At 54.4% G+C, this 20,810-nt stretch carries 9 protein-coding genes, 1 tRNA gene and 3 rRNA genes; 3 read left to right on the forward strand and 10 right to left on the reverse strand.

The genetic code is table 11. The features are described from left to right. Nucleotides 1-75: 75 nt before the first annotated feature. Nucleotides 76-1,722, reverse strand: coding sequence for a Na/Pi cotransporter family protein (locus DD586_RS18345; protein WP_012886316.1), 1,647 nt, complete (start codon nucleotides 1,720-1,722; stop codon nucleotides 76-78). A gap of 291 nt (nucleotides 1,723-2,013) precedes the next feature. On the opposite strand from DD586_RS18345, the gene DD586_RS18350 reads away from it, so the two are divergent. Then, nucleotides 2,014-3,468 (forward strand): DASS family sodium-coupled anion symporter, encoded by a 1,455-nt coding sequence (locus DD586_RS18350; protein ID WP_012886317.1) that lies wholly within the window; start codon nucleotides 2,014-2,016, stop codon nucleotides 3,466-3,468. A gap of 67 nt (nucleotides 3,469-3,535) precedes the next feature. Here DD586_RS18350 and metH read toward each other — a convergent pair whose 3' ends face one another. After that, nucleotides 3,536-7,219 carry a methionine synthase gene (gene metH / locus DD586_RS18355; protein WP_012886318.1) on the reverse strand — a complete coding sequence of 1,228 codons (3,684 nt, stop codon included), beginning with the start codon at nucleotides 7,217-7,219 and terminating at the stop codon, nucleotides 3,536-3,538. Between the two features lie 164 nt (nucleotides 7,220-7,383). Here metH and iclR point away from each other — a divergent pair, with 164 nt between their 5' ends. Further along, nucleotides 7,384-8,214: a glyoxylate bypass operon transcriptional repressor IclR gene (gene iclR / locus DD586_RS18360; RefSeq protein WP_012886319.1), complete on the forward strand. Its 831-nt coding sequence runs from the start codon at nucleotides 7,384-7,386 to the stop codon at nucleotides 8,212-8,214. Nucleotides 8,215-8,235: 21 nt separating this feature from the next. On the opposite strand, the gene aceK is transcribed toward iclR, so the two are convergent. The 8 genes from aceK to DD586_RS18400 form a co-directional block, all read right to left on the reverse strand. Continuing rightward, complete coding sequence (aceK, locus tag DD586_RS18365; RefSeq protein ID WP_012886320.1) at nucleotides 8,236-9,993, reverse strand: bifunctional isocitrate dehydrogenase kinase/phosphatase; 1,758 nt, start codon at nucleotides 9,991-9,993, stop codon at nucleotides 8,236-8,238. 78 nt (nucleotides 9,994-10,071) lie between these two features. Further along, the gene (aceA, locus tag DD586_RS18370; RefSeq protein WP_012886321.1) at nucleotides 10,072-11,379 is read right to left on the reverse strand and encodes an isocitrate lyase; all 1,308 of its coding nucleotides are present in this window, start codon (nucleotides 11,377-11,379) and stop codon (nucleotides 10,072-10,074) included. A 23-nt stretch (nucleotides 11,380-11,402) separates the two neighbouring features. Next, nucleotides 11,403-13,001, reverse strand: a complete 1,599-nt coding sequence (gene aceB / locus DD586_RS18375; protein ID WP_012886322.1) for a malate synthase A — start codon at nucleotides 12,999-13,001, stop codon at nucleotides 11,403-11,405. A 305-nt stretch (nucleotides 13,002-13,306) separates the two neighbouring features. Next, nucleotides 13,307-14,236, reverse strand: coding sequence for a homoserine O-acetyltransferase MetA (metA, locus tag DD586_RS18380; protein ID WP_012886323.1), 930 nt, complete (start codon nucleotides 14,234-14,236; stop codon nucleotides 13,307-13,309). 498 nt (nucleotides 14,237-14,734) lie between these two features. Then, nucleotides 14,735-14,850, reverse strand: a 5S ribosomal RNA gene (gene rrf, locus DD586_RS18385). 128 nt (nucleotides 14,851-14,978) lie between these two features. Further along, a 23S ribosomal RNA gene (locus DD586_RS18390) occupies nucleotides 14,979-17,884 on the reverse strand. A gap of 192 nt (nucleotides 17,885-18,076) precedes the next feature. Continuing rightward, a tRNA-Glu gene (locus DD586_RS18395) sits at nucleotides 18,077-18,152 on the reverse strand. A gap of 86 nt (nucleotides 18,153-18,238) precedes the next feature. Beyond that, nucleotides 18,239-19,781: ribosomal RNA gene (locus DD586_RS18400) — 16S ribosomal RNA — on the reverse strand. Together the 16S, 23S and 5S rRNA genes with 1 tRNA gene alongside form the textbook arrangement of a ribosomal RNA operon. A gap of 463 nt (nucleotides 19,782-20,244) precedes the next feature. Here DD586_RS18400 and DD586_RS18405 point away from each other — a divergent pair. Further along, nucleotides 20,245-20,790, forward strand: coding sequence for a gamma carbonic anhydrase family protein (locus DD586_RS18405; protein WP_012886324.1), 546 nt, complete (start codon nucleotides 20,245-20,247; stop codon nucleotides 20,788-20,790). Nucleotides 20,791-20,810: the final 20 nt, after the last annotated feature.

Genomic DNA, 20,810 nt, shown 5'->3' on the forward strand with positions numbered 1-20,810 from the left:
CGTACTGCCGCAACAAAAAAACCGAAATCCATAGGATTTCGGTTTTTTTACCTTCACTGAACGGCTATCACCGGGTTACGCCGACGCAGAGGACTCTTCCCGCTCATCATCCTCGTCTTCCGTCATCATCAACACGTTATAGGCCACCGCGCAGAACAGTGAATTCAGCCGGTTCATATCGCCCAGTAACCCAAGATGCAGCGAACTGGTTTCCAGACTTTGCACATTTTGCTGATGCAGCCTGTCAACATGCGCATGGGAATAACGCCGGTTCAGAATACGGAAACGGTGTTTGGCGCGGCGCAGGCGTCTGGCGCTGGTCACATCCGACGACAGGAATACCGACATCCCCAGACGCAGGTTGTTCATCAGTTGCTCATATAGCGTGTTCAGCTCGTCCTGGCCTGCCGTTGAAAATCCGCGCAACCCATCAGGCGCGTGGGCGTCTACATCGCAAATCACCCGTTCGATGATATCGCCAGCCTGTTCCAGACTGAGCGCCATTTCGATCACTTCCGCCCAGCGTTGGGAATCACGCTTATGCAGGCCGGCTTTTTCAATCTGCGCCAGATAGAGCTTGATGGCGTTGTAGAGCACGTCCACATCATCATCCAGCTTACGGATCTCTCGCACCGGCGGGCGATTGCCCTGTAGTGCGTCCTGAAACATCTTCAACATCTGTTCAATCACATCGCCAATGCGCAGCGTTTCCCGCGCGGCGTTAGCCAGCGCCAGCGTCGGGGTATCCAGCGCGCTGACATCGAGATGACGGGGGCGCAGTCGTGGGTCGAGATCGGGCTCAATCCGCACCAGATTACTGCACAACTCTGCCATACGTCCGGCAAACGGCAATAGCAGCAGGCAGCGCACCAGGTTGTACAACAGATGGAAGTAAATCACCCGCTCCGCATCCGGTAATGGCAACGACTCCATCAGACCAGCCAGATAGCCGATAGCAGGCAACGCTGGCAGACAACCGATCAGTTTGAAGAACATACTTCCCAGTGCCACCTGCCGTGCCAACGCCCCCTGCGCACTGGCATTCGCCAGCGCCACAATGCCGCTGCCCAGATTAGCACCGATTACCAGACACAACGCCGCATCAAGAGAAATCACATGACTGGCGGTCAATGTCGCCGTCAACAATACCGCCGCCAGACTGGAGTAACTCACCACGGCAAACACCGCACCGACCAGCGCATCCAGCATCACATCGCCGGTCAGCGACGAAAACAATACCTGAACACCCGCGGTCTGGGTAATCGGCGTCGCCGACTGCACAATCAATTCCAGCGCCAGCAGAATCAGCCCCAGCCCGATAGCAACCCGTCCCAATTGACCGGCGCGGGTCTGTTTCCGGCCGAGGAAGAACACTACGCCAAGGAATATCAGCAAGGGGGACAACCAGGAGAGATCAAACGTCAGCACACGGACCATCAAGGCGGTGCCGACATCGGCTCCCAGAATGATGACCAGCGCCGGAGCCAGCGCAATCAACCCCTGAGAGACAAAAGAAATGGTCAGCAGCGCGGTCGCGTTACTACTCTGTACCAGTGCCGTGACGCCTATCCCTGCGAGAAACGCCAGCGGCTTGCGGCTCACACTATCGCTGATAGTGCGACGCAAACGCGCGCCGTACACCCGCATAATTCCGGTACGAACAATATGCGTCCCCCACACCAACAACGCGATGGCAGACAACAAGTTCAACAACGTCAGCACAGAGCCCGGCCTCCTTCAGTTAAAACCGTGGTGATTAACACAGGTATCCCTCCCTAAACCAGGCGCCTCCTGCCTGTATCCGTTCTTGAGGCTGCCATCTTACTGATATCTTATCTATTCTTACGTGAGCCAACGGGGTAAACACACGTAATTTTTTAAAAACACGGTCTAAATCAAAAACAAGGTGTTTTTCCCCCACACCACCCGTTTCTGGCGTTATGCTTTTTTCATCAGCCGTTGCAGTCAATACCGGCGACGGTAACGTTTCAGCCTTGAGCAAAGGAAATATGGATGAAGACTAAAACCGCATATGGCCTGAACTGGCTGGCATTGCTCATTATTGTGATTGTGAGCGCCTTCTTCTGGCAACTAACGCCACCTACCGGACTGAAACCCGCCGCCTGGCACTCCGCCGTACTGTTTGTCGCTACTATCATCAGCATTGTGGCGAATGTCTTGCCTATTGGCGCTATTGGCCTCATCAGCATTACCTTGTTCGCCCTGACCTATGCCGCTGGCGACACCAATGCCAGCGCCTCGATTCAAACCGCATTGAGCGATCTCAACAGTTCGCTGATCTGGTTGATCGTGGTGGCATTCATGATCGCCCGCGGTTTTATCAAAACAGGTCTGGGTCGCCGTATCGCCTTGCAAATGATCCGCCTGTTGGGAAAACGCACGCTAGGGCTGGCTTATGGATTAGCCTTCGCCGATCTGGTGCTATCTCCTGCCATGCCCAGTAACACCGCACGCTGCGGCGGGGTCATTTACCCGATCGCCGACTCGTTAGCTCGCAGCTTCGACTCCAAACCGGAAGACGCCTCCCGCAGTAAGATCGGCACCTTCCTGATTACCTGTATCGGCAACGTGAATGATGTCACCGCCGCCTTGTTCATGACCGGTTACACCGGCAACCTGCTGGCGGTGAAACTGGCAGCCAACGCCGGTGTCACCATCACCTGGGGCAGTTGGTTTGTCGCTGCGGTAGTGCCCTGTGTGATTTCGCTGCTGCTGGTACCACTGTGTGTGTATGTGCTGGTGAAGCCGGAAATCCGCCACACACCGGATGCGCCGAAACTGGCACACAGTGAACTGGAAAAAATGGGGCGCATGTCGCGCGGTGAATGGCTGATGGCTGCCACCGTGGTGATCCTGCTGGTCTTGTGGATTTTCGGCGACATGCTGGGAGTGGATGCCACCACCGCCTCCTTTGTCGGCCTGTCCTTTTTACTGCTGACCGGTGTACTCAATTGGGAAGACATCAAGAGCGAAAAAGGCGCGTGGGATACGCTGGTTTGGTTCGCCGCGTTGCTCATGATGGCTAACCAGTTGAAGAAACTCGGTTTTACTAACTGGTTTGGCGACCTGATCGGCAATAATATTGGTCACCTGATGCAAGGCACCAGCTGGGTGCTGGTACTGTTGTTACTCAATGCCGCCTATTTCTACACCCACTACTTTTTCGCCAGCGGCAACGCGCAAATTGCAGCGCTGTACGCGGTGTTTCTCGGCGTCGGCATTAATCTGCATATCCCGGCGGCACCGATGGCCTTGATGCTGGCGTTCACCAGCAGCCTGTACTGTTCGCTGACCCAATACACCCACGCCCGTGGCCCGATTCTGTTCGGTGCCGGTTACGTCCCCACCGCCGTCTGGTGGCGCACTGGCTTTATCATCAGCCTGATTAATCAGGCCATATTCATGTCCGTTGGCCTGTTGTGGTGGAAAACCATCGGCCTTTACTAAACCTGTCAGACATCGAAAAAGCACAGGCCGGGTTACCCCGGCCTGTTTTTTTGTCGACTCTGCTTAATCAGTCTGCGTCATACCCCAGATTCGGGGCCAGCCAGCGTTCAATTTGCTCTACCGGCATCTGCTTGCGAACCGCGTAATCTTCCACCTGGTCGCGTTGGATTTGCGCCACGGCGAAATACTTGCTGTCCGGGTGGCTGAAGTACCAGCCAGACACCGACGCCCCCGGCCACATCGCGTAAGACTCGGTGAGTTTCATGCCGACGGTGTTATCCACGTCCAGTAATTGCCAGATGACGGCTTTCTCGGTGTGATCCGGGCAAGCCGGGTAGCCCGGTGCCGGGCGGATGCCTTGGTAATTTTCGCGGATTAACTCGTCGTTACCGAGGTTCTCGTTCGGCACATACCCCCAGTAGACCTTGCGCACCCGCTCATGCAGGTACTCGGCAAACGCTTCCGCCAGCCGGTCCGCCAGCGCTTTGAGCATGATCTTGTTATAGTCGTCATGCTGCGCTTCCCATTGTGCTGCCAGTTCGTCCTCTTCCAGACCGCCGGTCACCGCGAACGCGCCGAGGTAATCTGGCTTGCCGCTGGTTTTCGGTGCCACCACATCCGCCAGACAGTAGTTAGGGAAATCCGTCTTTTCGGTTTGCTGACGCAGATGATGGCTGACGGTCAGCACCTCAGTGCGGCGCTCATCGGTATAGATTTCAACGTCATCGCCTACCCGGTTAGCCGGGAACAGCCCCACTACACCACGCGGATTCAGCGTGCCGTTGGCAGACAGGGTATCCAGCATGGCATTCGCATCCGCAAACAGCCGCGTGGCCTCTTCCCCCACCACCTCGTCTTCCAGAATGTTGGGGTATTTGCCCGCCAGCGACCAGGTCATAAAGAACGGTGTCCAGTCAATATAGTTGCGCAAAGTCTCGATACTGGCGGTAACCGGTTGAACGCCGAGGCGGTGCGCCACCGGCGGTGTATAACTTTCCCAGTCGATCGGCATCGCGTTATCGCGCGCTACTTCCAGTGACACCGGCGGCGTGCGCGGTTTTTTACGACCATGCTGGATACGCACCGTTTCGTATTCTTTGCGGATACGCGCCACAAAGTCGTCGTGTTGCGTATCCGAAAGCAGCGCCGACACCACGCCCACCGAGCGCGACGCATTCTGTACATACACCGTCGGGCCGCTGTAATTCTGCTCGATCTTCACCGCAGTATGCGCCTTCGAGGTCGTCGCGCCGCCAATCAGCAACGGCAGCGTAAAACCCTGGCGTTCCATCTCTTTGGCGACGTTGACCATTTCATCCAGCGAGGGGGTAATCAACCCCGACAGGCCGATGATATCGACGTTTTCTTCGCGCGCCGTCTTGAGGATTTTATCGGTCGGCACCATCACGCCCAAATCGATGATTTCGTAGTTGTTACACTGCAATACCACACCAACGATGTTCTTGCCGATGTCGTGTACGTCGCCTTTCACCGTCGCCAGCAAAATTTTACCGGCGCTGGAACCCTGGTCTTTGCTGGCCTGGATGAACGGTTCCAGATACGCCACCGCCTGCTTCATCACACGCGCCGACTTCACCACCTGCGGCAGGAACATCTTACCGGCACCGAACAGGTCACCGACCACGTTCATGCCGTCCATCAGCGGCCCTTCGATCACCTCAATGGGGCGCGCCGACTCCGCTCGCGCCTCTTCGGTATCCTGCTCGATAAACTCGGTAATACCTTTAACCAGCGCATATTCCAGCCGTTTTTTCACCGGCCAGCCGCGCCATTCAGCCGCGCCTTTGTTGCTGTCGTCGTCGGATTTACTGCCCCGGTATTTTTCGGCAATCTCCAGCAACCGTTCGGTGCCGTCGTCGCGCCGGTTGAGAATGACGTCTTCGACGGCGTCACGCAGTTCAGCGGGCAGGTCGTCGTAGATAGCCAACTGACCGGCGTTGACGATCCCCATGTCCATGCCATTACGGATGGCGTAATACAGGAACACCGCGTGAATCGCCTCACGTACCGGTTCATTGCCACGAAACGAGAACGACACGTTAGACACACCGCCGGAAATCAGCGCGTGCGGCAACTGGGCTTTGATATCGGCGCAGGCCTCAATGAAATCCACCGCATAGTTGTTGTGCTCTTCAATACCGGTGGCAACAGCAAAAATATTCGGGTCGAAAATGATGTCTTCCGGCGGGAAACCGACTTCTTCGGTCAGGATGTGGTAAGCGCGGCGGCAAATTTCAATTTTGCGCGCGCGGGTATCCGCCTGCCCCACTTCATCAAACGCCATCACCACCACGGCAGCACCGTAACGGCGCACCAGCCGGGCGTGATGCACAAAGGCTTCCACACCTTCTTTCATCGAAATCGAGTTGACGATGCCTTTGCCCTGAATGCACTTGAGCCCGGCTTCCACCACGTCCCACTTTGAGGAGTCGATCATGATCGGCACACGGGCGATATCCGGCTCGCCAGCGATAAGATTCAGGAAACGCACCATCGCCGCTTCGGCGTTAAGCATCCCTTCGTCCATGTTGATGTCGATGATTTGCGCGCCGCTTTCCACCTGTTGACGCGCCACATCCAGCGCTTCGCTGTACTTCTCTTCTTTGATCAGGCGTTTGAATTTGGCAGAACCGGTAACGTTAGTACGCTCGCCGACGTTAACGAACAGTGTGTCGTCCCCGATATTCAGCGGCTCCAGCCCGGACAGGCGGCAGGCAACCGGCAGCGTCGGCAGGGCGCGCGGTGCGACACCCTCAACGGCTTTCACCATTGCCGCAATATGTTCTGGCGTGGTACCGCAGCACCCACCGATGATATTCAGGAAACCAGACTGCGCCCATTCGCCAATCTGGCGCGCCATTTCATCCGCATCCAGATCATATTCACCAAAGGCGTTCGGCAGCCCAGCGTTGGGGTGCGCGGTGACATAACATTCAGCAATGCGCGATAACTCCGCCACATACTGGCGCAGCTCATCCGGCCCCAGTGCGCAGTTCAAACCGAACGACAGCGGCCGGGCATGGCGTAGCGAGTTATAAAACGCTTCGGTGGTTTGCCCAGACAGGGTACGGCCGGAAGCGTCAGTAATGGTGCCGGAAATCATCACAGGCAGCGTGACACCGAGCGCCTCGAATTCGGTTTCGACCGCAAAAATAGCGGCCTTCGCGTTCAGCGTGTCAAAAATCGTTTCAATCAGAATGATGTCAACGCCGCCGTCAATCAGCGCGCGGGTCGATTCCCGGTAGGCTTCCACCAGTTGGTCAAAACTGACATTACGGTACGCCGGGTCATTCACATCCGGTGAGATTGACGCGGTGCGGTTAGTCGGCCCCAAAACCCCGGCCACATAGCGTGGACGATCCGGCGTTCGTGCCGTCCATTCATCGGCACAGGCACGCGCCAGCCGGGCAGCAACCGTGTTGATTTCCGCCGACAGCGCCTGCATTTCGTAGTCGGCCATGGCGATACGGGTGGCGTTGAAGGTGTTGGTTTCCAGAATATCCGCGCCCGCGGCCAGATAATCGTGATGAATGGCGGTGATGACTTCCGGCTTACTCAGCACCAGCAGGTCATTATTCCCTTTCAGGTCGCAGTGCCAGTCGGCAAAACGTTCACCGCGATAATCCTCCTCCTGCAGACGGTAACTCTGGATCATGGTGCCCATGCCGCCATCCAGAATCATAATGCGCTGCGCCAGTTGCTGCTGTAATGCCTGTAACCGATTTGCCATCATCTTATTCTCGTTATTACCCTCGTCTGTGCGAATTCTTATCCTAGCACAAGAGTGCGTCGTGCCAGCGCTGCGCACCGTTGATAACCCCATCTGATAAGACGGTTGCATTCTGCGCTAAAAAAACGAAAATCGATTCCATGATATGAAAAAGGAAACCGATGATGACGCCACCCGAACCCGCCAAACGCGGTAAAAAACCCCGCGCTACCACAGCCAGCACAGCGCAGCCCGCCGGTCAGGTACAATCGCTGACCCGCGGCCTGACACTGCTGGAATATATCGCCAAGGCCAACGGCAGCATCGCACTGACCGATCTCGCCCAACAAGCTGGCCTGCCCAACTCCACCACACACCGATTGCTGACCACCATGCAACAGCAGGGCTTTGTTCGTCAGGTCGGTGATTTAGGGTTATGGACCATCGGTACTCATGCGTTTATCGTCGGCAGTAGCTTTCTGCAAAGCCGAAATCTGCTCAGCCTGGTGCACCCGATGCTGCGTCAGTTGATGGAAAGCTCCGGTGAAACGGTGAATCTGGCTGTGCTGGACCAAACCGATTATCAGGCGATCATCATCGATCAGGTGCAGTGTACCGCGCTGATGCGTATGTCAGCGCCTATCGGTGGCAAGTTGCCGATGCACGCCTCCGGTGCCGGAAAAGCGTTTCTCGCCATGCTGCCGGATGACAAAGTCACCCAGTTACTGCACCGCAAAGGGTTACACAGCTATACCCCACACACCCTAAGCGCCCAGACGCTGAAAGAGAATCTGACGGCGATTCGCCGCCAGGGTTACTCGCTGGACGATGAAGAACATGCGTTAGGCTTACGGTGTGTCGCCGCCTGCATTCTGGATGAACACCACGAAGCCTTTGCCGCTATCTCTATTTCCGGGCCGGTGTCCCGCATCACCGACAGCCGTATTACCGAATTGGGTGCACTGGTGATTAAGGCCGCCAAAGAGATTAGCTACCAATACGGCGGCGCACGTTAAGCTGCACACGACATCAGCACATCATGACGTCAGCGCGCTGTCTGACGTCACCGGGTCGGCATAGCGCAAACTAAAGCGCTTTCTGCGACGATAGGCGTAGACATCCTCGATATGACCGCTGCGGATCCGCTGTTGTAACGCCCGCCAGTAATCAGCCCGAAACAGGTCGGCGTGCAGTTCTTCGAACAGCGGCAGCAAACGGCGGTCGCTACACAAAAACTGGCGGAACTCCTCGGGAAAGACATCATTCGGCCCAACGCTATACCAGGGCTCTGCCGCCAGCTCGTCCGCCGGATCGCGCGGTGGAGGTATATCGCGGAAATTCACTTCGGTCATGTAACAGATTTCGTCGTAGTCATAAAACACCACCCTGCCGTGACGGGTCACGCCAAAGTTCTTGAACAGCATATCGCCGGGAAAAATATTGGCGGCCGCCAGTTGCCGGATGGCGTTGCCGTACTCCTCAATCACATCGCGCAGCGCCTGCCCGCTAGCCTGCTCCAGATAAAGATTCAGCGGAGTCATCCGCCGCTCCATATACAGATGGCGGATGACCAGCCGGTCGCCCAGGTCTTCCAGCTTGTCTGGCACTTCCCGCCACAGCTCCGCCAGCAGTTCAGGGCTGATACGCGCTTTCTCCAGCACGAAGTTTTCATACTCCTGTGTATCGGCCATGCGTCCGACGCGGTCATGCTCCTTCACCAGCCGATAGCACTCGCGCACCCGTGCCTCGCTGACCTCTTTTTGCGGCGCAAACCTGTCTTTGATCACCTTGAATACCCGATCAAATGTCGGCAGTGTAAACACCAGCATCACCATGCCTTTCACACCCGGCGCGATAATAAACGGCTCCTGCGTGTTGGCGATAAAATCAAGATACTCCCGGTAGTACTCGGTCTTGCTGTGCTTCTGACACCCAATCGCCAGATACAACTCGGCCGTTGTTTTACCCGGCAAGATTTCCCGCAGCCAGGCCACCAGTGCCGATGGCAGCGGTGCGTAGACCATGAAGTAGGAACGGGCGAAACCAAAGACAATGCTGGCGTCTGCGTGGCGAGTCAGGCAGGTATCCAGAAACAACGCACCGCGTTCGTTATGGTGAATCGGCAGTAAAAAGGGAAACACGCCCCCCGGTAAACGCAATTTCCCCACCAGCCAGGCCGCTTTATTACGATAAAAAAGCTCGTTGGCTACCTGCAGCGAGGCTTTAGCCAGCGATGCCGTCGGAAACGTCTCCCGCAGCGATCGCTCCACATAGCCGATATCCCGTGCCAGGTCTTCCCACGGCAATCGCAACGGCAGTGCCGTCAACACCGCTTCCAGCATGGCCGCCCACCCATTATCAGGCTTATAGGTTCGGGCCAGCGGTCGTGGAATTTCCTGAAAGCGCCTCGCGGGCTGCGAGCTGAACACAAACAGCTTGTCCGGCGTCAGTTCTCGGTGATGAAACAACCGACAATACACCGAGTTGAAGAAGCTCTCGGCAATTTCGAAACGGGGATAATCCGGCAACAAGGCAGTGTAAATCTGTTTAACCCGGGCGACGAAGGTGGCGTCATAACATTGCTGGTCAGTGATACAACCCAGTTGTTCGACGACCAGCCCGACATGGTGATCGTAGAGCTGGATACGCTGCTTCATCGCCTGCTGTACCGCATGCCAGTCTGCCTGTTCGAAGCGCTGCTGCGCCCCGGCGGTGATTTCCAGAAACCGACCATACTGCGCATCGAATCCTTGCAGAATGGTCTGTGCCACCAGCTTTTCCCGTCCCCGACTCATCCAACTCTCCTCTTTGGCCATCGACATAACGACACGCGGCCAGCATCAGGCTGGCCGCGATAGGGCGGATAATCCGCATCAGAACTGTTGTTCTTCTGTCGATCCGGTCAGCGCCGTCACCGACGACACACCTCCCTGAATCAGCGTAGTCACTTTGTCAAAGTAACCGGTCCCCACCTCCTGCTGATGAGAAGAGAAGGTGTAACCTTGCTGAATGGCCGCAAATTCCGGCTGCTGTACTTTCTCCACATAGTGTTTCATCCCTTCGCCTTGCGCATAGGCATGCGCCAGATCGAACATGTTGAACCACATGCTGTGAATACCCGCCAGCGTAATGAACTGGTATTTGTAGCCCATCGCCGACAGTTCATCCTGGAAATGAGCGATAGTGCGATCGTCCAGATTCTTCTTCCAGTTGAATGACGGCGAGCAGTTATACGCCAGCAGTTTACCGGGAAAGCGGGCATGAATCGCCTCGGCAAAACGCCGCGCCTGTTCCAGATCCGGCTTAGAGGTTTCACACCACACCAAATCGGCGTAAGGGGCATAAGCCAGCCCACGACTGATAGCCTGCTCTACACCGGCGCGGGTGCGGTAAAAACCCTCTACCGTACGTTCACCGGTAACAAAATCCCGATCGTAATCATCACAATCCGAGGTCAGCAAATCCGCCGCATCAGCGTCAGTTCGTGCTACCAGCAATGTCGGTACGCCCAATACATCGGCCGCCAGACGGGCTGCTACCAACTTCTGAACCGCTTCCTGCGTCGGCACCAGCACTTTGCCCCCCATATGGCCGCACTTCTTCACCGACGCCAGTTGATCTTCAAAGTGGACGGCAGCGGCACCTGCTTCAATCATCGATTTCATCAACTCAAACGCATTCAACACCCCGCCAAAACCAGCTTCCGCATCGGCCACGATCGGTAAGAAATAGTCGGTGTAACGCGGGTCATCCAGCCCGATACCGTTAGCCCACTGGATTTGATCCGCACGGCGGAAGGTATTGTTAATGCGCTGCACCACCGCCGGTACCGAGTTAGACGGATACAGCGACTGGTCCGGGTACATACTGGCGGCCAGGTTGGCATCTGCCGCCACCTGCCAGCCGGACAGATACACCGCTTCCAGCCCGGCTTTCGCCTGCTGCAGCGCCTGCCCGCCGGTGAGGGCGCCAAGGCAGTTGACGTAGCCTTTACGTGACTTACCGTTCAATAACTTCCACAGTTTTTCCGCTCCCAGTTGCGCCAGTGTGCAGGCAGGGTTCACTGAACCACGCAAATTCACCACGTCCTCAGCGCGATACGGGCGGGTGATGCCTTCCCAGCGCGGGGTATTCCACTCTTTTTCCAGTTGCTCTATTTGTTGGGTACGAGAGGTGCTCATAACGATTCCTTTTTTAAACAGGATTAATCAAGTAAGTCGTAACCGGGTAAGGTAAGAAAATCGATTAGCGCGTCTTGCGTGGTGATACGCTCCATCAGTCGGCCTGCATCCTCGAAACGGCCGCCATCAAAGCGGGTATCGCCCAGCTCACCGCGGATAACCTGCATCTCTTCAGCCAGCATCTGGCGGAACAAGGCTTTGGTTACCACGCGGCCATCGCTGAGGGTTTTGCCATGGTGAATCCACTGCCAGATGGAGGTGCGGGAGATCTCTGCGGTGGCAGCGTCCTCCATCAGACCGTAAATCGGTACGCAACCGTTGCCGGAAATCCAGGCTTCGATGTATTGCACGGCTACGCGGATGTTGGCGCGCATACCCGCTTCGGTGCGCTCGCCTGGGCAAGGGGCCAGCAGTTCATCAGCGGTCACCGGGGCATCATCCTCACGCAGCACATCCAACTGATTGGGGCGATCACCCAGTAAGCGGTCAAACACCGGCATCACGGTGTCAGCCAAACCGGGGTGGGCAATCCAGGTACCGTCATGACCATTGCGGGCTTCCAGTTCTTTGTCCTGCCTGACCTTCTCTTGCACCCACGCGTTGCGTTCCGCCTCTTTGCTGGGTATGAACGCAGCCATCCCCCCCATAGCAAATGCACCGCGCCGGTGACAGGTTTTGATCAGCAAACGCGAGTAAGCGCTCAGGAACGGTTTGTCCATCGTCACTGACTGACGGTCTGGTAATACGCGGTCCGGGTGATTCTTCAACGTTTTGATGTAACTGAAGATATAGTCCCAACGACCGCAGTTCAGCCCGACGATATGGTCACGCAGGTGATACAGGATCTCGTCCATCTGGAACACAGCAGGCAAGGTTTCAATCAATACGGTGGCTTTGATAGTGCCGCGCGCTAAACCAACATGGTCTTCGGCATAACTGAACACCTCGCTCCACCAGGCTGCTTCCTGCCAGGATTGGGTTTTCGGCAAATAGAAATACGGGCCGCTGCCTTTTGCCAACAGTTGGCGGTAGTTGTGGAAAAAATAGAGCGCGAAATCAAACAGGCTACCGGGGATAGGCTCATCATTCCACAGCACATGTTTTTCCGGCAGGTGTAACCCACGAACCCGACAAATCAACACCGCGGGATTGGGCTTGAGCTGATAAATCTTTCCTGCCTCGTTGGTGTAGGCGATGGAGCCACGCACAGCGTCACGCAGGTTGATTTGCCCCTCGATCACTTTTGACCAACTGGGTGCCAGTGAGTCTTCAAAGTCTGCCATGAAGACTTTCACATTGGCGTTCAGGGCGTTAATCACCATTTTGCGTTCCACCGGGCCGGTAATCTCTACCCGGCGATCCAACAAGTCATTCGGAATACCACGAATTTTCCAGTCAGAATTTTTTATGGAATCCATTTCCGAAATAAAACCCGGTAATTCACCACTATCAATCCGCGCCTGTATTACCTGACGTTCGGCCAGCAGGTGATTGCGCTGTGATGTAAACCGGCTTACCAGCGCAGTGAGAAAATCAACCGCTTCCGTCGTCAGAATCTGCCGTTCCGCGTCACCTAACGCTGCGGTGAATACCAGTTCCCTGCTTATCGTCTGTTGTGTCATGTCGTCGTTCCTTTTTGCTCCGCCATCTTCGCCTTATTGGCTGCTCAATCTGCGAACTTAACTCGAACGTTTTTCAGCCAACAGAACTAAGCCTAATCCAATAAAATTAAAAATCAAAAACTATTTCCATTTTATAAAAAAATAACAAACAACTATTTGATTAATAAAAAGTTAAATTTTTATTCAATAGAGAAACCTATTTCATACATCATAAAAACAGGTACAAGGAGGAGCCTGTCGTATACCAACAGGAAAAAGAAAAGGCGCCGTTAGGCGCCTGACAGGAAAAATGGAGGTAGGGAGAATCAGTCCAGTGTAGGGTTCATATGACGCAAGTCGAACGGCGTGATCTGGTAAACGTAGTAATTCAGCCAATTGGAAAACAGCAGATGCCCATGGCTACGCCAGGTCGCCCTTGGGGTTTTCTCAGGGTTATCGTCTGGAAAGTAATTTACCGGGATCACCGGCTCCAGACCTGCTTCACGGTCACGGAAATACTCACCCGACAGGGTCAACGCATCATACTCAGGATGGCCGGTAACAAACGCCAGCCGCTTGTCCTTGCTGGCAAACAAATAGGCGCCTGCTTCATCAGACTCTACCAGAATATCCAAATCGGTATGCTCGCGGATAACACTGGAAGGAAAATCGGCATAACGGGAATGCGGAGCCAGAAAGGTTTCATCAAAACCACGCGTCAGCAAGGCATGAGGCTGCAGCGTAAGGTGCGAATATACACCGGATAATTTCGCATCGCGGGTCAGCTTAGGAATACCGTACAGGACATTCAATGCCGCCTGAGCCGCCCAGCACACAAACAGGGTGGACGTAACATGTTCTTTGGCCCACTTAACAACCCGCTCGATCTGTGGCCAATACACCACATCACAAAAATCGACCAATCCCAATGGTGCGCCGGTCACAATCAGGCCGTCAAAGTTCTCGTGCTCGATATCTTCAAAATCGCAGTAAAAGTTGTTGAGGTGCTCTACCGGCGTGTTCTTCGACTCTCGGCTATCGATACGCAGCAATTGAATGTCTATCTGCAGTGGTGAGTTCGACAGCAACCTCAGAAACTGGTTTTCCGTTTCGATCTTCTTTGGCATCAGGTTAAGCACCAACACCTTCAAAGGACGAATTTCCTGTGTCTTTGCTCGGGAAGACGCCATCACAAAGACGTTTTCATTACGCAAAAAGCTGACTGCTGGCAACTCATCAGGAACCCGGATTGGCATAGCCTACACCTCACTGCACACGTTTATACGTTTATACGTTTAGACTTCTAGGCTGCTGAAGATAACGACTTTCAGCAGCAATGTCGAGCACAGAACCCTCTGGTTGAAAATCTTTCATAAGAAATTCGATTTGTATATCCATCTTTAGCATAAAAGCGGAGGGCAAGGCAGAGTGGGGTTTAGTGAAGCCTCGGGAATAGGGAAAAACAACAAGGATATAGAGGAGAACGGATGAGGTATGAGTCCGAGGGTGGAACCGATGACTGGGTGAAGAGGCTCGCGTATAAATCAGCGTAATCAAGGCACCCTATCAGAAGTGACTGCCCCGCTGTCTCAGGCTGCCGCCCGGACGATATCCAGTAAAACCCCGGTGTTAACCAGTGCTCGCTGGGCGCATTGACCCGGCTCAACCGGTCATTACCCGCCCGGCCATTCCACACGCAAACCGCAAAAAACAAAAGGCCCGGTCTTTCGACCGGGCCCTTCGCTCTGTTTGATGCCTGGCAGTTCCCTACTCTCGCATGGGGAGACCCCACACTACCATCGGCGCTACGGCGTTTCACTTCTGAGTTCGGCATGGGGTCAGGTGGGACCACCGCGCTCTCGCCGCCAGGCAAATTCTTTTGATGTCTTTCAACATCCTAACCTTTCATGCCGCCGTGTATCGCTACACCACGCCATCCAATCCTCGAACAAGCCAAATTCTACTTTTAGTCTCTCACCAAAACACCTTCGGTGTTGTAAGGTTAAGCCTCTCGGGTCATTAGTACTGGTTAGCTCAACGTATCGCTACGCTTACACACCCAGCCTATCAACGTCTTCGTCTTAAACGTCCCTTCAGGGGCCTCAAGGGCCCAGGGAAGACTCATCTCGGGGCAAGTTTCCCGCTTAGATGCTTTCAGCGGTTATCTCTTCCGCACGTAGCTACCGGGCAGTGCCATTGGCATGACAACCCGAACACCAGCGGTGCGTTCACTCCGGTCCTCTCGTACTAGGAGCAACCCCCCTCAATCTTCCAACGCCCACGGCAGATAGGGACCGAACTGTCTCACGACGTTCTAAACCCAGCTCGCGTACCACTTTAAATGGCGAACAGCCATACCCTTGGGACCTACTTCAGCCCCAGGATGTGATGAGCCGACATCGAGGTGCCAAACACCGCCGTCGATATGAACTCTTGGGCGGTATCAGCCTGTTATCCCCGGAGTACCTTTTATCCGTTGAGCGATGGCCCTTCCATTCAGAACCACCGGATCACTAAGACCTGCTTTCGCACCTGCTCGAGCCGTCACTCTCGCAGTCAAGCTAGCTTATGCCTTTGCACTAACCTCCTGATGTCCGACCAGGATTAGCTAACCTTCGTGCTCCTCCGTTACTCTTTGGGAGGAGACCGCCCCAGTCAAACTACCCACCAGACACTGTCCCCAGCCCGGATTACGGGCCCAGGTTAGAACATCAAACATTAAAGGGTGGTATTTCAAGGTTGGCTCCATGCAGACTGGCGTCCACACTTCAAAGCCTCCCACCTATCCTACACATCAAGGCTCAAGGTTCAGTGTCAAGCTATAGTAAAGGTTCACGGGGTCTTTCCGTCTTGCCGCGGGTACACTGCATCTTCACAGCGAGTTCAATTTCACTGAGTCTCGGGTGGAGACAGCCTGGCCATCATTACGCCATTCGTGCAGGTCGGAACTTACCCGACAAGGAATTTCGCTACCTTAGGACCGTTATAGTTACGGCCGCCGTTTACCGGGGCTTCGATCAAGAGCTTCTCCTTACGGATAACCCCATCAATTAACCTTCCGGCACCGGGCAGGCGTCACACCGTATACGTCCACTTTCGTGTTTGCACAGTGCTGTGTTTTTATTAAACAGTTGCAGCCAGCTGGTATCTGCGACTCTCGTCAGCTCCATCCGCAAGGGACTTCACCCACAAGAGCGTGCCTTCTCCCGAAGTTACGGCACCATTTTGCCTAGTTCCTTCACCCGAGTTCTCTCAAGCGCCTGAGTATTCTCTACCTGACCACCTGTGTCGGTTTGGGGTACGATTTAATGTTACCTGATGCTTAGAGGCTTTTCCTGGAAGCAGGGCATCTGTCACTTCAGCACCGTAGTGCCTCGTCATCACGCCTCAGTGTTAACAGCAGACCGGATTTGCCTGGTCCACCCACCTTCACGCTTAAACCGGGACAACCGTCGCCCGGATGACATAGCCTTCTCCGTCCCCCCTTCGCAGTAACACCAAGTACAGGAATATTAACCTGTTTCCCATCGACTACGCTTTTCAGCCTCGCCTTAGGGGTCGACTCACCCTGCCCCGATTAACGTTGGACAGGAACCCTTGGTCTTCCGGCGTGCGGGTTTTTCACCCGCATTATCGTTACTTATGTCAGCATTCGCACTTCTGATACCTCCAGCAGCCCTCACAGGCCACCTTCACAGGCTTACAGAACGCTCCCCTACCCAACAACACATTGTGTCGCTGCCGCAGCTTCGGTGCATGGTTTTAGCCCCGTTACATCTTCCGCGCAGGCCGACTCGACCAGTGAGCTATTACGCTTTCTTTAAATGATGGCTGCTTCTAAGCCAACATCCTGGCTGTCTGGGCCTTCCCACATCGTTTCCCACTTAACCATGACTTTGGGACCTTAGCTGGCGGTCTGGGTTGTTTCCCTCTTCACGACGGACGTTAGCACCCGCCGTGTGTCTCCCGTGATAACATTCTTCGGTATTCGCAGTTTGCATCGGGTTGGTAAGCCGGGATGGCCCCCTAGCCGAAACAGTGCTCTACCCCCGAAGATGAGTTCACGAGGCGCTACCTAAATAGCTTTCGGGGAGAACCAGCTATCTCCCGGTTTGATTGGCCTTTCACCCCCAGCCACAAGTCATCCGCTAATTTTTCAACATTAGTCGGTTCGGTCCTCCAGTTAGTGTTACCCAACCTTCAACCTGCCCATGGCTAGATCACCGGGTTTCGGGTCTATACCCTGCAACTAGACGCCCAGTTAAGACTCGGTTTCCCTGCGGCTCCCCTATTCGGTTAACCTTGCTACAGAATATAAGTCGCTGACCCATTATACAAAAGGTACGCAGTCACACCTAAAAGGTGCTCCCACTGCTTGTACGTACACGGTTTCAGGTTCTATTTCACTCCCCTCGCCGGGGTTCTTTTCGCCTTTCCCTCACGGTACTGGTTCACTATCGGTCAGTCAGGAGTATTTAGCCTTGGAGGATGGTCCCCCCATGTTCAGACAGGATACCACGTGTCCCGCCCTACTCGTCGAACTCACGACCTGTGCATCTTCGTGTACGGGACTGTCACCCTGTACCGTGCGCCTTTCCAGACGCTTCCACTGACACACAAGCCGATTCAGGTTCTGGGCTCCTCCCCGTTCGCTCGCCGCTACTGGGGGAATCTCGGTTGATTTCTTTTCCTCGGGGTACTGAGATGTTTCAGTTCCCCCGGTTCGCCTCACACACCTATGGATTCAGTGTGTGATAGTGTGACGAATCACACTGGGTTTCCCCATTCGGGTATCGTCGGGTATAACGGTTCATATCACCTTGCCGACGCTTTTCGCAGATTAGCACGCCCTTCATCGCCTCTGACTGCCTAGGCATCCACCGTGTACGCTTAGTCGCTTAACCTCACAACCCGAAAGTGTCTCGGGATATGAGTATTTTGAGAGACTCCAACAACACATGAATTCTCACTCACATGCTGTCGTTTCAAATTATTCAGCTTGTTCCGGATTGTTAAAGAGCAGATAACATAAACCTGACTATCTCTAATCAGTTTTAGGTTAGCGTTGACCGTGCCTTTCACACACTGTCAGTCATTGGCGTCCCCTAGGGGATTCGAACCCCTGTTACCGCCGTGAAAGGGCGGTGTCCTGGGCCTCTAGACGAAGGGGACATCACTTGTCAGCTTCGCAAGACGCTTTTGACTCTTTCTTATCATCAGACAATCTGTGTGGACACCACGCAGGCACTTCTACTCGGTAAGGAGGTGATCCAACCGCAGGTTCCCCTACGGTTACCTTGTTACGACTTCACCCCAGTCATGAATCACAAAGTGGTAAGCGCCCTCCCGAAGGTTAAGCTACCTACTTCTTTTGCAACCCACTCCCATGGTGTGACGGGCGGTGTGTACAAGGCCCGGGAACGTATTCACCGTAGCATTCTGATCTACGATTACTAGCGATTCCGACTTCATGGAGTCGAGTTGCAGACTCCAATCCGGACTACGACGTACTTTATGAGGTCCGCTTGCTCTCGCGAGGTCGCTTCTCTTTGTATACGCCATTGTAGCACGTGTGTAGCCCTACTCGTAAGGGCCATGATGACTTGACGTCATCCCCACCTTCCTCCGGTTTATCACCGGCAGTCTCCCTTGAGTTCCCACCATTACGTGCTGGCAACAAAGGATAAGGGTTGCGCTCGTTGCGGGACTTAACCCAACATTTCACAACACGAGCTGACGACAGCCATGCAGCACCTGTCTCAGAGCTCCCGAAGGCACACCCGCATCTCTGCAGGCTTCTCTGGATGTCAAGAGTAGGTAAGGTTCTTCGCGTTGCATCGAATTAAACCACATGCTCCACCGCTTGTGCGGGCCCCCGTCAATTCATTTGAGTTTTAACCTTGCGGCCGTACTCCCCAGGCGGTCGATTTAACGCGTTAGCTCCGGAAGCCACGGTTCAAGACCACAACCTCCAAATCGACATCGTTTACAGCGTGGACTACCAGGGTATCTAATCCTGTTTGCTCCCCACGCTTTCGCACCTGAGCGTCAGTCTTCGTCCAGGGGGCCGCCTTCGCCACCGGTATTCCTCCAGATCTCTACGCATTTCACCGCTACACCTGGAATTCTACCCCCCTCTACGAGACTCTAGCCTGTCAGTTTTGAATGCAGTTCCCAGGTTAAGCCCGGGGATTTCACATCCAACTTAACAGACCGCCTGCGTGCGCTTTACGCCCAGTCATTCCGATTAACGCTTGCACCCTCCGTATTACCGCGGCTGCTGGCACGGAGTTAGCCGGTGCTTCTTCTGCGGGTAACGTCAATGAACAGGGTTATTAACCCTGCTCCCTTCCTCCCCGCTGAAAGTGCTTTACAACCCGAAGGCCTTCTTCACACACGCGGCATGGCTGCATCAGGCTTGCGCCCATTGTGCAATATTCCCCACTGCTGCCTCCCGTAGGAGTCTGGACCGTGTCTCAGTTCCAGTGTGGCTGGTCATCCTCTCAGACCAGCTAGGGATCGTCGCCTAGGTGAGCCTTTACCTCACCTACTAGCTAATCCCATCTGGGCACATCCGATGGCAAGAGGCCCGAAGGTCCCCCTCTTTGGTCTTGCGACGTTATGCGGTATTAGCTACCGTTTCCAGTAGTTATCCCCCTCCATCAGGCAGTTTCCCAGACATTACTCACCCGTCCGCCGCTCGTCACCCAGGGAGCAAGCTCCCTTGTGCTACCGCCCGACTTGCATGTGTTAGGCCTGCCGCCAGCGTTCAATCTGAGCCATGATCAAACTCTTCAATTTAAAGTTTGATGTGTTTTCCGAAGAAAACGGTGCTCAAAGAATTTACTGTTTATTCGTAATGAATTAACTGTTGTCACTCTTCAAGACTTTCACTAATTTTTTAGTGAAGCGTCCTGCGAGTGCCCACACAGATTGTCTGATTGATTGTTAAAGAGCAGTGCGACCGGCCTGAGCCTGCTGTCGCGAGGTGGCGTATACTACGCTTTCCTCATGAAGTGTCAACGATTATTTTCGTTTCCGCTTCCTGACACCGCGCTGCGTTGCCGCTGTTGCCGTGTCAGTGGGGTCGCATTATAGGGATCCGAACGGGTTACACAACCACTTTTTCAGTCTTTTTTTCCGTTTGCGCATTTTTCCACCCTTACGTTGAGTTATTGTGCAGGCAACGCTATTTTCTGAGCAATAACGCCGGATCAATCAAAGATCTGGGATCCATTACACTAACGTTAGGAGAATACGGCACATGTCCGAGACATTACGCCCGTTTAAAGGAACGCGCCCTGTTATCGGTAAAAATGTCATGGTGGATCCTTCCAGTGTTGTGATCGGGGAGGTCACACTGGCAGATGATGTGAGCATCTGGCCACTCGTCGTCATCAGGGGGGATGTTAACTTCATCCAGATTGGTGCTCGTACCAATATTCAGGATGGCAGTGTTTTACACGTCACCCATCGTTCAGAAAAGAACGAACATGGAAATCCACTCATCATCGGTGAAGATGTCACTGTCGGGCACAAGGTTATGCTGCATGGCTGTACCATCGGCAATCGTGTCCTGGTAGGTATGGGTTCAATCCTTCTTGATGGCGCTACGGTTGAGAATGACGTCATTATTGGAGCGGGTAGTCTGATTTCCCCCGGGAAGACGCTGGAAACTGGCTACCTTTATCTGGGTAGTCCAGCTAAAAAGATCCGCCCACTCACCGAGCAAGAGCTGGAAGGTTTACACTATTCAGCCAACAACTATGTGCGCTGGAAAGACGAATACCTAAACGAGTCATATCAGTAAAGAAGACATAGGCGCTTTTC

Origin of the sequence: Dickeya parazeae Ech586 (genome assembly GCF_000025065.1) — a bacterium.
Taxonomy (GTDB): Bacteria; Pseudomonadota; Gammaproteobacteria; order Enterobacterales; family Enterobacteriaceae; genus Dickeya; species Dickeya zeae.